The 13,676-nt window shown below is 70.2% G+C and carries 13 protein-coding genes; 5 read left to right on the forward strand and 8 right to left on the reverse strand.

What is annotated here, in order from left to right:
• Positions 1–8: 8 nt before the first annotated feature.
• Both IEY91_RS19350 and IEY91_RS19355 read right to left on the reverse strand, forming a co-directional pair.
• Positions 9–2,411 (reverse strand): HAD-IC family P-type ATPase, encoded by a 2,403-nt coding sequence (locus IEY91_RS19350; RefSeq protein ID WP_164323677.1) that lies wholly within the window; start codon positions 2,409–2,411, stop codon positions 9–11.
• A gap of 109 nt (positions 2,412–2,520) precedes the next feature.
• Entirely contained in the window at positions 2,521–2,826 is a 306-nt protein-coding gene (locus IEY91_RS19355; protein ID WP_164323679.1) for a DUF2530 domain-containing protein, read from the reverse strand.
• Between the two features lie 237 nt (positions 2,827–3,063).
• Here IEY91_RS19355 and IEY91_RS19360 point away from each other — a divergent pair, with 237 nt between their 5' ends.
• Positions 3,064–4,509, forward strand: a complete 1,446-nt coding sequence (locus IEY91_RS19360) for an NCS2 family permease (protein WP_164323681.1) — start codon at positions 3,064–3,066, stop codon at positions 4,507–4,509.
• Positions 4,510–4,514: 5 nt separating this feature from the next.
• Here the strand turns inward: IEY91_RS19360 and IEY91_RS19365 are convergent, their stop codons facing one another.
• The gene (locus IEY91_RS19365; RefSeq protein WP_164323683.1) at positions 4,515–4,697 is read right to left on the reverse strand and encodes a ribbon-helix-helix protein, CopG family; all 183 of its coding nucleotides are present in this window, start codon (positions 4,695–4,697) and stop codon (positions 4,515–4,517) included.
• 166 nt (positions 4,698–4,863) lie between these two features.
• Between IEY91_RS19365 and IEY91_RS19370 the strand changes: the two genes are divergently transcribed.
• A complete protein-coding gene (locus IEY91_RS19370; RefSeq protein ID WP_164323685.1) occupies positions 4,864–5,301 on the forward strand; it encodes a MarR family winged helix-turn-helix transcriptional regulator in 438 nt (145 codons plus the stop codon).
• Between the two features lie 184 nt (positions 5,302–5,485).
• Complete coding sequence (locus tag IEY91_RS19375) at positions 5,486–6,841, forward strand: MFS transporter (protein WP_189174955.1); 1,356 nt, start codon at positions 5,486–5,488, stop codon at positions 6,839–6,841.
• Between the two features lie 108 nt (positions 6,842–6,949).
• Here IEY91_RS19375 and IEY91_RS19380 read toward each other — a convergent pair whose 3' ends face one another.
• Both IEY91_RS19380 and IEY91_RS19385 read right to left on the reverse strand, forming a co-directional pair.
• Entirely contained in the window at positions 6,950–7,516 is a 567-nt protein-coding gene (locus IEY91_RS19380) for a GNAT family N-acetyltransferase (RefSeq protein WP_189174956.1), read from the reverse strand.
• A 9-nt stretch (positions 7,517–7,525) separates the two neighbouring features.
• Entirely contained in the window at positions 7,526–8,287 is a 762-nt protein-coding gene (locus tag IEY91_RS19385) for a bestrophin-like domain (RefSeq protein ID WP_189174957.1), read from the reverse strand.
• 105 nt (positions 8,288–8,392) lie between these two features.
• Between IEY91_RS19385 and thpR the strand changes: the two genes are divergently transcribed.
• Positions 8,393–9,007, forward strand: a complete 615-nt coding sequence (gene thpR / locus IEY91_RS19390) for an RNA 2',3'-cyclic phosphodiesterase (RefSeq protein ID WP_189174958.1) — start codon at positions 8,393–8,395, stop codon at positions 9,005–9,007.
• A 128-nt stretch (positions 9,008–9,135) separates the two neighbouring features.
• On the opposite strand, the gene IEY91_RS19395 is transcribed toward thpR, so the two are convergent.
• Both IEY91_RS19395 and IEY91_RS19400 read right to left on the reverse strand, forming a co-directional pair.
• Positions 9,136–10,128, reverse strand: a complete 993-nt coding sequence (locus tag IEY91_RS19395) for an aldo/keto reductase (protein WP_189174959.1) — start codon at positions 10,126–10,128, stop codon at positions 9,136–9,138.
• A gap of 150 nt (positions 10,129–10,278) precedes the next feature.
• Positions 10,279–10,806, reverse strand: coding sequence for a MarR family winged helix-turn-helix transcriptional regulator (locus IEY91_RS19400; RefSeq protein WP_189174960.1), 528 nt, complete (start codon positions 10,804–10,806; stop codon positions 10,279–10,281).
• Between the two features lie 14 nt (positions 10,807–10,820).
• On the opposite strand from IEY91_RS19400, the gene IEY91_RS19405 reads away from it, so the two are divergent.
• The gene (locus IEY91_RS19405) at positions 10,821–11,333 is read left to right on the forward strand and encodes a carboxymuconolactone decarboxylase family protein (RefSeq protein WP_189174961.1); all 513 of its coding nucleotides are present in this window, start codon (positions 10,821–10,823) and stop codon (positions 11,331–11,333) included.
• A gap of 7 nt (positions 11,334–11,340) precedes the next feature.
• On the opposite strand, the gene IEY91_RS19410 is transcribed toward IEY91_RS19405, so the two are convergent.
• Positions 11,341–13,596 carry an FG-GAP repeat domain-containing protein gene (locus tag IEY91_RS19410; RefSeq protein ID WP_189174962.1) on the reverse strand — a complete coding sequence of 752 codons (2,256 nt, stop codon included), beginning with the start codon at positions 13,594–13,596 and terminating at the stop codon, positions 11,341–11,343.
• Positions 13,597–13,676 lie beyond the last annotated feature (80 nt).

Raw genomic sequence — 13,676 nt, forward strand, 5'->3', positions numbered from 1 at the left:
CAATCCCGCTATGCCGTGAAGCGGCGGTCGATCCAGCGGAACGCGAGCTCGATCGCCGCTGCGGCGACCGCCGCGATCGCGACCGCCGCCCACGGCATCGTCGTCCCCACCAGCTTCAGGGCGAAGAAGTCCTGGAGGTAGGGGATGGTCAGGACGATCAGGAAGCCGAGGCCCATCGCGGCGACGAGGGCGATGCGCCACCAGGTGTACGGGCGGGCGATGATCGCCAGGACCCACAGGGACACCAGGAAGAGCGCCAGCGTCGCCGCGCTGGTCTCGGCCTCGCGGGCGCCCTCGCCCGTGTAGTGGTGCCGGGCCAGCAAGTAGGTCGCGAAGGTGGCCACCGCCGCGATGATGCCGCCCGGCAGGGCGTACCGCATGACCCTGCGTACGAAGTGGGGTTTCGCGCGTTCCTTGTTGGGGGCCAGGGCCAGGAAGAAGGCCGGGACGCCGATGGTGAGGGTGGAGAGCAGGGTCAGGTGGCGGGGGAGGAAGAGGTACTCCACCTGCGAGCAGACCACCAGCAGGGCGATGACTACTGAGTAGACCGTCTTTACGAGGAACAGGGTCGCTACTCGTGTGATGTTGCCGATTACTCGGCGGCCCTCCGCCACCACCGACGGCAGCGTCGCGAAGCTGTTGTTCAGGAGGACGATCTGGGCGACCGCCCGGGTGGCCTCGGAGCCCGAGCCCATCGAGACGCCGATGTCCGCGTCCTTCAGGGCCAGCACGTCGTTCACGCCGTCGCCGGTCATCGCGACCGTGTGGCCCTTCGACTGTAGGGCGCCGACCATGTCCCGCTTCTGCTGGGGCGTCACCCGGCCGAAGACGGAGTTGGCGTCCAGGGCCTCGGCCATCTCGTCCTGGTCCGTGGGGAGCTGCCGCGCGTCCACCGTGTTCGCCGCGCCGGGCAGGCCCAGCTTGCCCGCGACCGCGCCGACGGACACCGCGTTGTCGCCGGAGATCACCTTCGCCTGGACGTTCTGCTCCTCGAAGTACCGCAGGGTGTCGGCGGCGTCGGGGCGAAGGCGCTGTTCGAGGACGACGAGGGCGGTGGCGCGAGCCCCGGAAGCGACGTCCGGGGCGTCCAGGTCGCCGGCCGCGCGGGCGAGCAGCAGGACGCGCAGGCCCTGGTGGTTGAGCTGCTCGATCTCGTCGAGGACGGGGTCGCCGGACGGAAGCAGTACGTCCGGCGCGCCGAGCAGCCACGTCGAGTTCTCGCCGTCGCCCTCGCTGAAGCTCGCGCCGCTGTACTTGCGGGCGGAGGAGAACGGCAGCGACTCCGTGCAGCGCCACTCCTCGCTGTCGGGGTAGGAGTCGATGATGGCCTGGAGCGAGGCGTTCGGCCGCGGGTCCGATTCGCCGAGGGCGCCGAGGACCTTGCGTACGTACGTCTTCTCCGAGCCGTTGAGCGGACGCAGCTCGGTGACGTCCATGCCGCCCTCGGTGAGCGTGCCCGTCTTGTCGAGGCAGACCGTGTCGACGCGGGCGAGGCCCTCGATGGCGGGCAGCTCCTGCACCAGGCACTGCTTGCGGCCGAGCCGGATCACGCCGATCGCGAAGGCCACGGAGGTGAGGAGGACCAGGCCCTCGGGGATCATCGGGACGATGCCGCCGACCGTGTACGCGATCGACTCCTTGAAGTTGTCGTCCTTGACGACCAGTTGGGAGATGATCAGGCCGATCGAGGTCGGGATCATGAGCCACGTCACGTACTTGAGGATCGTGGAGATGCCCGAGCGCAGTTCGGAGTGGACGAGCGTGAAGCGGCTCGCCTCTTCGGCGAGCTGCGCCGCGTACGCCTCGCGGCCCACCTTCGTCGCCGTGAACGCGCCGCCGCCCGCGACCACGAACGAGCCCGACATCATCTTGTCGCCGGGCTTCTTCAGGACCGGGTCGGCCTCGCCGGTGAGCAGGGACTCGTCGACCTCCAGGCTGTCCGCCTCGACCGTCTCGCCGTCCACCACGATCTTGTCGCCGGGGCCCAGCTCCACCAGGTCGCCGAGGACGATCTCGGAGGTGGACAGCTCCGCTGCCACACCGTCGCGCCGCACGGTGGGCTTGGCCTCGCCGATGACCGCGAGGCCGTCGAGGGTCTTCTTGGCGCGCAGTTCCTGGATGATGCCGATGCCCGTGTTCGCGACGATCACGAAGCCGAAGAGGCTGTCCTGGATCGGCGCGACGAAGAGCATGATCACCCAGAGCACGCCGATGATCGCGTTGAAGCGCGTGAAGACGTTCGCGCGGATGATCTCGGTGGTGGACCGGCTGCTGCGGACCGGTACGTCGTTGACCTCGCCGCGGGCGACCCGCTCGGCGACCTCGGCCGCCGTGAGCCCGGTGGCACGTCCCGTCGGAGGCGCTACCGGGTGGACCGGGTCCAGCTCGGCGCCCGCGTCGATATGCGTCATGGCTTCGACGGTACGGGGGGAGTGGGGCCTTCACCCCTTGAGTAGGGGAAAGATCCGACCACGGTAGGACGAGGTTTGCCTTCAGGTCGTATGCCGTACTGCCGACGTACTACGCGGCGCCCGAAGCCTTGGCCTGAGCGCTGCCCGGAGCCTCCGCGGCCTCCGCCGCCTCCGCCGCGGCCCGCTTGATCGCCGCGTCGCGCCCCCGGACGTACCAGATGCCGATGAGCCCGAGCCCGCCGCCCGCGAGGCAGGTCCACACCCACCAGGTGGTGCCGCGATCGTCGAACCAGCCGTAGAACGGCAGCTGCACGAGGAAGAGGACGAACCAGAGGATCGTGCCGCCGGTGATGGTGGCGACGATCGGGCCCTCCAGGGGCTCCGGTGCCTCGTGCTTGGGTGTCCACTTCGCCATGCCCCCCAGCTTAGTCGGGGCCGGTTCCGGCCCCCGGGCGCACATTCGTTCCCCTTGCGCCCCAAGGCTCTACGCGCGGAGATGGCCATTTCTCGCTCATGTATTCATACTGAAACGGCTTCTTAATGGCCAGTTGCTTTCGTACGAAGACACAAGCTCGCGCAAGTCTCGTGCGCGTCCGGCTCAGCCCGTTCAGCATCCGGTCCATCCCGTTCATCACAGGTCATGAGGTCCCGCATGTCCCCCTCGGCCAGCGCTCCGGTCGACGCCAAGCAGCCCCCGCACTCCCCCCAAGGCGGGCTCGACGGGTATTTCAAGATCACGGAGCGGGGCTCGACCCTGGTCAGGGAGATCCGCGGCGGCTTCGCCACCTTCTTCGCGATGGCCTACATCATCGTGCTGAACCCGATCATCCTCGGCAGCGCCAAGGACATGTACGGCCACCAGCTCGACAACAAGCAGCTGGTCACCGCCACCGTCCTGACCGCCGCGTTCACCACGCTGCTCATGGGCGTCATCGGCAACGTACCGATCGCGCTCGCCGCCGGACTCGGCGTGAACACCGTGGTCGCCCTGCAGCTCGCGCCGCGGATGTCCTGGCCGGACGCGATGGGCATGGTGGTGCTCGCGGGCTTCGTGGTGATGCTGCTCGTGGCCACCGGCCTTCGGGAGCGCGTGATGAGCGCCGTGCCGCTGGGCCTGCGCAAGGGCATCGCGATCGGCATCGGCCTTTTCATCATGCTGATCGGCCTCGTCGACTCCGGCTTCGTCTCCCGCATCCCGGACGCCGCGCACACCACCGTGCCGCTCCAGCTCGGCGGCGACGGTCACCTCAACGGCTGGCCGGTCCTGGTCTTCGTCCTCGGCGTGCTGCTCACGCTGGCGCTCCTGGTGCGCAAGGTGCCGGGCGCGATCCTGCTGTCGATCGTCGCGATGACGGTTCTGGCCATGATCATCCACGCGGTCGCGGACGTGCCCTCCTGGGGGCTCACGACGCCCGAGTGGCCCGGCAACCCGGTCGCGACGCCCGACTTCGGCCTGGTCGGTGAGATCAGCCTGTTCGGCGGCTTCGACAAGGTCGGCGTCCTCACCGGCGTGCTCTTCGTCTTCACCGTGCTGCTCTCGTGCTTCTTCGACGCGATGGGCACGATCATGGGCATCAGCGACGAGGCCCACCTGACCGACGACAAGGGCAACCTGCCCGGGATCAACAAGGTGCTGTTCGTCGACGGCATCGCGGTCGCCGCGGGCGGCGCCTCCTCCTCGTCGGCCACCACCTGCTTCGTGGAGTCCACGGCGGGCGTCGGCGAGGGCGCGCGCACCGGCTTCGCGAACGTCGTCACCGGCGGGCTCTTCGCCGTCGCGCTGTTCCTCACGCCGCTCGCCACGATGGTGCCCTCGCAGGCGGCCACGCCCGCGCTGCTCGCGGTCGGCTTCCTGATCCTGTCCGGCTCGATCGGGCAGATCGACTGGAGCGACTACACGATCGCGATTCCCGCGTTCGTGACGATGCTGATGATGCCGTTCACGTACTCGATCACGAACGGCATCGGGATGGGCTTCATCGCCTTCACGGTGCTGAGGCTGGCCGCAGGCCGTGGGCGGGAGGTCCCGGTCGCCATGTACGCGGTGTCGGCCGTGTTCGCCTTCTACTACCTGATGCCGGCGCTGGATCTCACCTAAGAGCTTTACGCCACCCCGTAGAACTTCTCCGTCTCCTCGACCGACGTCGCGAACCGTTCGTCGAAGTCGTCACGAATGAGCGTCCGGACCACATAGTCCTGGACGCTCATTCCTCGTTTGGCGGCGTGCTGCCGGAGCCGGTCGAGCAGATCGCCGTCTATCCGCAGGCTGAGCACATTCGATCCCATGCGTGCCAGGGTCGCCGTCCCCTCGTGGGGGACGCCGGGCTTTCCGAATCCAGCTCACTCATTTGGGTGACGAAAGGGTTCTGTGTGCCAGATCACGGGCAACCCGGGCGCCGCCCAGTCGTAACCGGGTGGTCTTTAGCTAGAGTAATGAGTTACTCTAAAGAACATGCCGGACCTCTCCCATGGCGACAATGCCGCCGCCGTGAACTCGCTGCGCTCCGCCGTGATGCGCCTCTCCCGTCGACTCAAGCACCAGCGGGTCGACGAGTCGCTGAGCCCCACCGAGATGTCGGTGCTCGGCACCCTTGCCCGCTGCGGCAGCGCCACACCGGGCGAGCTCGCCCGCAAGGAGCATGTGCAGCCGCCGTCGATGACCCGCATCGTCGCGCTCCTGGAGGCGAAGGGCCTGGTCAGGCTCGAGCCGCACGCGGAGGACCGCCGCCAGAAGGTGGTCACCCAGACGGAGCGGGCCGAAGCCATGCTCGAACAGAGCCGCACCAAGCGGAACGCGTGGCTCGCGACCCTCGCGGCCGACCTCGACGAGGACGAGTGGGAGCGGCTGCGCGCCGCCGCGCCCGTCCTGGAGAAGCTGGCCCACCTCTGACCCTGATGGGCCCCTAGGCGGGCCCACCCGCACGCCCACCCCGTGCCGTCGGACTCCGGTCCGACGGCGCCCGACCGCTCGGGGGCCGCGTACGTACGCGACCGCGACCCCGCACCGACCACGAAGGAGCCCTGACAGGCCCCAGGAGCCCCAACAGGCCCCACCGTCAAGGAGGCGACGTCCTTTGAGTACGGGATCCGGAGCAGACTCCGCCCCCGCACCAACCACCCTCGACAAAACCGCCCACCCACACAGAACATCGATGTTCAGCTCCCTGAAGATCCGGAACTACCGGCTCTTCGCCGCCGGAGCCGTCGTCTCCAACACCGGCACCTGGATGGCCCGGATCACCCAGGACTGGCTGGTGCTCAGCCTCACCGGCTCGTCCGCGGCCGTCGGTGTCACGACCGCGATGCAGTTCCTGCCGATGCTGCTCTTCGGCCTCTACGGCGGAGTCATCGCCGACCGCTTCGCCAAGCGGAACCTCCTCTTCGTCACCCAGGGCGCGATGGGACTCGGCGGCCTGTTCCTGGCCGCGATGACCCTCTCGGGCCACGTCGAGGTCTGGCACGTGTACGTCACGGCGTTCTTCACCGGCCTGGTGACCGTCGTCGACAACCCCACCCGCCAGTCCTTCGTGTCCGAACTCGTCGGCCCCGACCAGCTCCGCAACGCCGTCTCGCTGAACTCCGCGAACTTCCAGTCCGCGCGCCTCGTCGGCCCCGCCGTCGCGGGCGTCGTCACGGCCGCCGTCGGGCCCGGCTGGGCGTTCCTCGCCAACGGTCTGTCGTTCGTCGCGCCGATTGTGGGTCTCGCGCTGATGCGCACCCGCGAGCTGACCCACAGCCCGCTCGCCCCGCGCGGCGGCAAGGGACAGCTCCGCGAAGGCCTGAACTACGTGTCCCGGCACCCCGAGCTGATCTGGCCCATCGTGCTCATCGGTTTCATCGGCACCTTCGGCTTCAACTTCCCGATCTGGCTGAGTGCTTACGCCGACGACGTCTTCCGCGGCGGGTCCGGCATGTACGCGGCGTTCACCACGCTGATGGCGGCCGGGTCGCTGATCGGCGCGTTGCTCGCCGCTCGGCGGCGGTCCTCCCGGCTGCGGATGCTTGCCGGCGCGGCGGGGCTTTTCGGTGTGCTGCTTGTCGCTGTGGCCGCGGTGCCGAATGCGTACGTGTTCGCTGCGCTGCTTGTGCCTGTCGGCGCGATCGGACTCACCGTCAACGTCACTGCCAACTCGTCCGTGCAGATGGCCACCGACCCTGAGATGCGGGGGCGGGTGATGAGCCTCTTCATGATGGTGTTCGTGGGGGGTACGCCGCTGGGTGGGCCCTTGTTCGGATGGCTTGCCGACGCGTATGGCGTGCGCGTGAGCTTTGCGGTGGGCGGGCTTGTTGTCGCCGTCGCTGCGCTGGGCGTCGGCCTGGCGCTTGCCCGTGCGGCGAACCTCCGGTTGAAGGTGGATCTTCGGCGCGGCCGTACGCATGTGGAGTTTGTTGCCCGCGAGCGGGAGCGTGAGCTTGCGCCTGCGGCGTGAGTTTTCGCCTGCGGCGTTAGCTGCGGGTCGGTGGGGGCTGGTCGCGCAGTTCCCCGCGCCCCTGGCGGGCGGGGGGCTTCGCCCCCGCCCCCGCCTCATCCCTGGCCACTACAGGCGCATCTCCAGGATCTGGCCCGGCCACGTGCCGTCCTTCTCCGTGAACGTTTCGGTTCGTACGAAGCCGTTGCTCTCGTAGTACGCGACGAGCGCGCCCTCGTTGCCCGCGTAGCAGTCGACTCGTAGCAGGTGGATGCCCCGCCTGCGGGTTTCGGCTGCCGCGTGGGTGAGGAGGGCGCTGCCCACGCCCAGGCCCGCGAAGCGGTGGTCCGTGGCCAGGTAGTGGACGTACTGCTCGGGCTCGTCGACGGGCGGGATGTACGAGCCGGGGCCGTCCGTCAGCATCAGCATTCCCCCGGGCTCGCCGCCGACCTCGGCGATCCACGGGGAGCCGTCGGCCACGTACTTCTCGATCGCCTCGACGACCTTCGGGTTCCGCGACAGCGGCTCCGTGCCCCACTGCTTCGTACGTCCCCGGGCGACCAGACCCTCGACGGCGCCGTCGAGGATGCGGAGGAAGTGCGGGATGTCGGCGGGGCCGCCGGGCCGGATCGTCAGAGCGGCAGCCCCTGTGGTCTCTGTGGCCCCTGCTGTCTCTGTGGTATCTGTCGGCTCCATCCGGGGATGCTAAGTGAGCCCCCGTATCCGGTCCAGGGCCAGCTCGAAGGCGGTCGGGCCGACTCTCAGGGCGCCGCTGAACGGGTAGTTGAACTCATAGACGATCAGTAACAGGACGCCGACGGTGAGGGAGACCGAGAAGACGACGGCCGCGTGCGCGCGCACGCTGTCCATCCCGAAGAGCTGGGCGAAGACGATGGTCACGAGGGCGCCGATGAGCAGTGCCACCCACAGCAGCGGCGGCACGCGCGCGCTCGCCGCCTCGTTCACGCGCTCGCGGCGCGCGTCCCCGAGCTGGGCGACGGAGTCGAGTGCGCTCTCGTAGCGCACCTGGTCCGGGCCCGTCGCGGGCTGGCGCGTGTTGATCAGTTCGCGGATGTCGGTGAACATGCCCCAGGCCGTCGGGTCCGCGCGCTGCTCGCCGAGGAGGGGCCACTCCTCGCGCACGACCCGCCGCGTGTACGCCTCGGTGAGGCCGCCGAGGCGGGCGCGGTCCTGCGGCGGCAGTGTGCGGCTGTACCAGGCGATCTGCAGCAGGGCGTTCGTCTCCGCGTACGTGTTCTCGTGGGCCTTCGCGCGGGTGTCCCAGACGCCCACGACGACCATGGCGAGCACCACGGCGTAGAGCACGCCGATCTGCGCGTACACGATGCCCAGTACGTCGTTGTGGGCCTTGCGCCAGCCGACCGGGACGAGGCGGGCGACGACGAAGACGCCGCCGGTCACGGCCGCCGCGCCGACGAGCAGGGCCAGGAATCCGAACAGCGGCATCCAAGTCCCCCCGATGTCCCCCGACGGATCGGCCCTGTCCATGGTGCGGCGCCCGGCGTCCGGTGATCCATTCCCCGTGCGGGTGACGCGGGGGAGACTGGGCGCATGAGACTCTTCGCGGCGGTGCTGCCTCCGGATCCCGTGTCGGACGAACTCGCCGCGTACGTCGACGAGTTGAGGAAGCTGCCGGGCGCCGCCGACTCCGTGCGGTGGATGGAGCGGGACAGCTGGCACTTCACGCTCGCGTTCATGGCGGAGGTGCCCGAGGACGTGGTGCCGGGGCTGTGTGAGCGTCTGGAGCGGGCGGCGCGGCGTACGGAGCCCTTTGCGCTGGCGCTTCGTGGCGGCGGGCATTTCGGCGGGCGGGCGCTGTGGGCGGGGGCGGGCGGCGCGGTGGCCGAGCTGAAGATCCTGGCGGGGCGGGCGGACGCGGCGGCGCGGAAGGCCGGCCTCAAGATGGAGGAGCACCGCGCCTACCGTCCGCACCTGACGCTCGCGCGCTCGCGGGGCGAGGCGGACTTCCGGCCGTACGTCGAGGCGCTCGCCGCGTTCGACGGGACGCCGTGGACCGTGCCCGAGCTGACCCTCGTACGCAGCAATCTGCCGGTGAGCGGGGTGCCGGGGGAGCGGCCGCGGTACGAGGTGGTGGGGCGGTGGGCGCTGGGAGGCGGCGCGGGGGGTGCGGGAGGCGGCGCGGGCGGCCTCGGCGGGGCCGGTTAACCTCGATGGTGTGAACCCAAGGATCAGAAACCGGATCATGGCCGGTGTGCTCGTGCTGATGTTCGTCGTGGTGGCGCTGGCGGCGGCGCTCGGCAACTAGACCCGGACCGCCGCCCGCGCTCACGCCGTCACCAGGCGAAGGCCTCCGGGGACGGGCCGGGGCCGGGGAAGATCTCGTCGAGCGACAGCAGTACTTCCTTGCTCAGCTTCAGCTCGACGGCGCGCACGGCCGAGTCGAGCTGGTCCGCGGTGCGCGGCCCGACGATCGGTCCCGTGACGCCGGGGCGGGTGAGCAGCCAGGCCAGGGCGACCTCGCCGGGCTGCAGGCCGTGCTTGTCGAGCAGGTCCTCGTACGCCTGGACCTGGGCGCGGGCCGCGGGGTCGGCGAGGGCCGAGGCGGCCCGGCCGGAGGCGCGCCTTCCGCCCTCGACCTCCTTCTTCAGGACACCGCCGAGCAGTCCGCCGTGCAGCGGGGACCAGGGTATGACGCCGAGGCCGTACTCCCGCGCGGCCGGCAGGACCTCCATCTCGGCGCGGCGCTCGGCGAGGTTGTACAGGCACTGCTCGGTGACCAGGCCGAGGCTCCCGCGGCGGGCGGCCAGCTCGTTGGCCTGCGCGATCTTGTAGCCGGGGAAGTTGCTGGAGCCCGCGTACAGGATCTTGCCCTGCTGGATCAGTACGTCGACGGCCTGCCAGATCTCCTCGAAGGGAGTGTTCCGGTCGATGTGGTGGAACTGGTAGATGTCGATGTAGTCGGTCTGGAGGCGCTTGAGCGAGGCTTCCACGGAGCGGCGGATGTTGACCGCGGAGAGCTTGTCGTGGTTCGGCCAGGGCGCGACGCCGTCGGCCGTCATGTTGCCGTACACCTTGGTGGCGAGCACGACCTTGTCGCGCCGGTCACCGCCCTGCGCGAACCAGCTGCCGATGATTTCCTCGGTGCGGCCCTTGTTCTCGTGCCAGCCGTACGTATTGGCGGTGTCGAAGAAGTTGATCCCCGCGCCGAGCGCGGCATCCATGATCGCGTGACTGTCCGCTTCCCCCGTCTGCGGCCCGAAGTTCATCGTGCCGAGCGTGAGGCGGCTGACCTTGAGTCCTGTGCGTCCCAGCTGCGTGTACTTCATGGGGCCTTAGCCAACGGGGTGGAGCGGGCTCTAGGCAAGAGGGTGTCGGAGAGCCGTCGGGCGTAGTCGCCCCCTCCGGGGGCCGAGTAGAGGTGGCAGCGTGCCGTGCTGGGGTCGACGACCAGATACAGCGGGATCTTCACCGTGGCGTCACGCCCCGCCCAGCCACCCCGCCGCGTCGAGGCGGAAGGACTCCGGGGGGACGACCGCGCGCAGGTCGTCCTCCAGGGCCTGGACCCGGGCCGGGCCCAGGGTCCGGGCCCACTCCGCGCGCAGCTCGTCGAAGATCGCCGCCGAGCGGGCGAGGGCGTCCAGGCCGTGCGGGGTGAGGCGGACCAGCTTGCGGCGGGCGTCGGTGGGGTCGTCGGCGCGTTCGGCGTAGCCGAGGGCGACGAGGCGGTCCACCGTCTTGCCGGCCGCCTGCTTGGTGACGCCGAGGCGGCGCCCGACCTCGCTGGCGCTCGCCCCCTCCACGCCGATCGCCTGCATCGCGAAGCCGTGGGCGGGGCGGGCGTCCGGATGGCCCTGGCGGGCGAGTTCGGCGTGCAGGCGGTCGATGAGGGTGCGGAAGCCGGCGAAGAGGAGGAGGGGGAGCTCGTAGCCCGGACGGGGCTCGTAGCCCCCCTTTCCTTTTTCGACAACCTGGTTTACCTTCTCATCGTCAACCATGTTGTCCATTTTAGGGGGACGGGATGTTCACCGCACACACCGTGGAGACCGCGCCGGAGGGCTCCCGGGCCGCCATGGAGGGCGTCACCCGTGCCTTCGGCGTGCTGCCGGACGCCGCCGCCCGGCTCGCCGCCTCACCCGAACTGCTCACCGGATTCCTCGAGTTGAGCCAGAAGTTCGAGCGCACGACGCTCGACCCGCTCGCCCGCGAGACCGTCGTCATGACTGTCGCCGTGCGCAACGACTGCCATGTGTGCGTGACCCTGCACACCGGCAAGCTGCGCAAGCTCGGCGCCGACGCGGGGCTTGTCGCCGCGCTCCGGGAGGGCGGGGAGCTGCCCGAAGGGCATGAACGCCTCGAAGCTGTCAGGCAGTTCGCCCTTCGGGTCATCGAGAGTGCGGGCGGCGTGGACGACGGTGACCTGAAGGCCTTCCTGGATCATGGCTACACGGAGCGGAACGCCCTGGAGGTGGTGATGGGCATCGGCACGTACACGATGTCGACGCTCGCCAACCGCCTCACGCGAGCGGTCTGAACCGGGGTCAGCCCAGGGACGCCCACTGCTTCCAGTAGGGCGCGTCGCCGAGCGCGACCCGGTTGCCGAACGTTCCGTTCCCCTTGCCCGCGTTGAGCCACAGGCGGTTGCCGGTGTCGCGCGCGACGAGGTCGTGCTTGCCGTCGCCGTCGACGTCACCCGCTCCGACGACGTCCTTGTAGGACCCGCCCCAGTCCTTGAAGACCCGCACCCGGTCCTTCAACTTGCCGGTGGGCAGGCCGTCGTAGCGCCAGAGGTTGCCGGACTTGTCGAGGGCGAGGACGTCGCCGAGGCCGTCGGCGTTGAGGTCGCCTGCGCCTATGACTCGCTTGTAGGTGGTCCAGGCGGAGCGGATCTTTACGCGGGGCTTGAAGGCGTCCGTGCCGTTGTGGGCGTACAGGTATATGTCGCCGGTCGCCTTGTCCCTGGCCAGCAGGTCGGGGCGGCCGTCGCCCGTCTGGTCGCCGCTCGCGAGCAGTGTGTCGTAGCCGCTCCAGTCGCGGGCCAGGCGCTTGTGCGGGGAGTCGGGGGTGGGGAGGCCGCCGCACACCGGGGTGTAGAGGCGGGTCTCGCCTTCGGGGAGCCGGACGATCAGGTCGTTGCAGCGGTCGCCGTCGAAGTCGCCGAACGGCACGACGCGGGTCTCGGACTTCCAGGGGGAGGCGTAGAACGTCTCCGTGGGGTTCGTGGTGTCCCCCGTGTACAGCTTCATGGAGTCGCTCTGCGACAGGCCCAGGACGTCCGCCCGGTCGTCGTCCGCGTAGTCGTGCCACTTCGGCTTCGCGCGCGTGCCCGTCGTCGCCGTGTACGTGGCGGGTGCTGCGCCCGGCGCCGACTGCGTCCACACCGCCACCGGGCGGCCCTTGCCGTCGGCGGCCACGCGGCCCGTGCTGACTGTGTCCTTCGTCCGCGCGCTGAGGGTGCGCGGCTTTGACAGGTCGCCGCCCTTCACGGTCTGCGCGACGAAGTCCTGCCGCACGCTGCGGCCGAGTTCGAAGCGCTTCTGTGTGTACGTGACGACGGTGGTGTCGTCTGCGGTGGTCGTGGCGGTCAGCGAGTCGGACTCCACGTAGGAGGCCAGCTTGCGGGGCGCGCTCCAACTGCCTTGTGCAGCAAGGCGAGTGGCTATGCCCGGGGTGCCCGCGCCCGTCATGCCCACCGCCGTCACGTCGCCGTTCGGCGTCGTCAGGAGCTCGGCCGGTGCGTACGACCTCGCGCCGACCCCGGTCTGCTCCGCCGCGCCCCACTCGGCCGCCCCCGCCGCCTTGCGCGCGTACGTGCCGTTGGACAGCAGGTGGAAACCGCCCTTGGGGTGGGCGGCCAGCGTGACCTGCTTGGGGCGCTCGCCGAGCAGGGGGAGGTCGTTCGGTTCGGTCCACGAGGAGTCGGAGCCGGCTGCCGCGGGCTTCGCGGGCTTTTCGACGTACTTGTAGTGCCACTTGTACGCGGTCGGGTCCGGGTCCACGCCGTCGCCCGTGTAGTGGCTGTTGCCGCCCCAGAGAACGCCGACGGTTCCCGACTCGTCGACGGCCACGCGCAGGTCCCACAGCACGTAGTTGTAGACGTTGTCCTCGCGGACTATCGGGTCGGGGAGCTGGTCCAGGGTCTTCGGCGCCGACCAGTCACCGCTCGGCGCCGACCGCTCGACGACGGTCAGGCGGTGGTCCTTGTCCATCCACGCCACGGCCTGGTGGCCCTTGGCGTTGGCGGCGAGGGTGGTCAACTGCGTGCGCCAGTGCGCCCAGTCGCCCGCGAGGGTGCCGGTCGTGACGTCCTCGGCGGGGCCGAACGCGGTGCCGTCCGGTGCGAGGCGGGACAGCTTCAGGGTGCGGCTGCCGTCTTCGGCGGCGGTCGTCCACGAGAGGAGCGAGACCGCGCCGTCGTCGGTGCGCTGGAGCGTGGCGCCGGTGGGCACGGGCGCGGTCTGCTGCCAGGTGGTGCTGCCCGCCGGGCGCACGGAGAGGACGGTCTTGCCGTCCTGCGTGAAGAGCCCGGCAACGGTGCCGTTCCTCGCCGACTTCAGGTCGAGGACGGCGGTGACGCCGGGCAGTTCCTTCGGCGCGGTCCACGGGCCGAGTCCGGCCGGGACGGCTGTGGCCGCGGGTGTGGGTGCGGGTGCGGCGGGTGCGGTGGGCGTGGCCGCCTGGGCGTACGGCGCGGCGATGCCCAGCGCGAGAGCGGAGGCGAGCGCGCTGCCCAGGAGCGTGCGGGCCTGTCGCGACGACCGGCGGGCTGCCGCCGGTCTGGTGGTGCGGATGGTCATGTGTGTGAGCCCCCCCCGGGCTTGATGTGCGGATGCGCTGCGGACGCGCGGATGTGCGTGTGCTGGGGTGGACGGGCCCG

The organism is Streptomyces lasiicapitis (genome assembly GCF_014646335.1).
GTDB classification, from domain to species: domain Bacteria; phylum Actinomycetota; class Actinomycetes; order Streptomycetales; family Streptomycetaceae; genus Streptomyces; species Streptomyces lasiicapitis.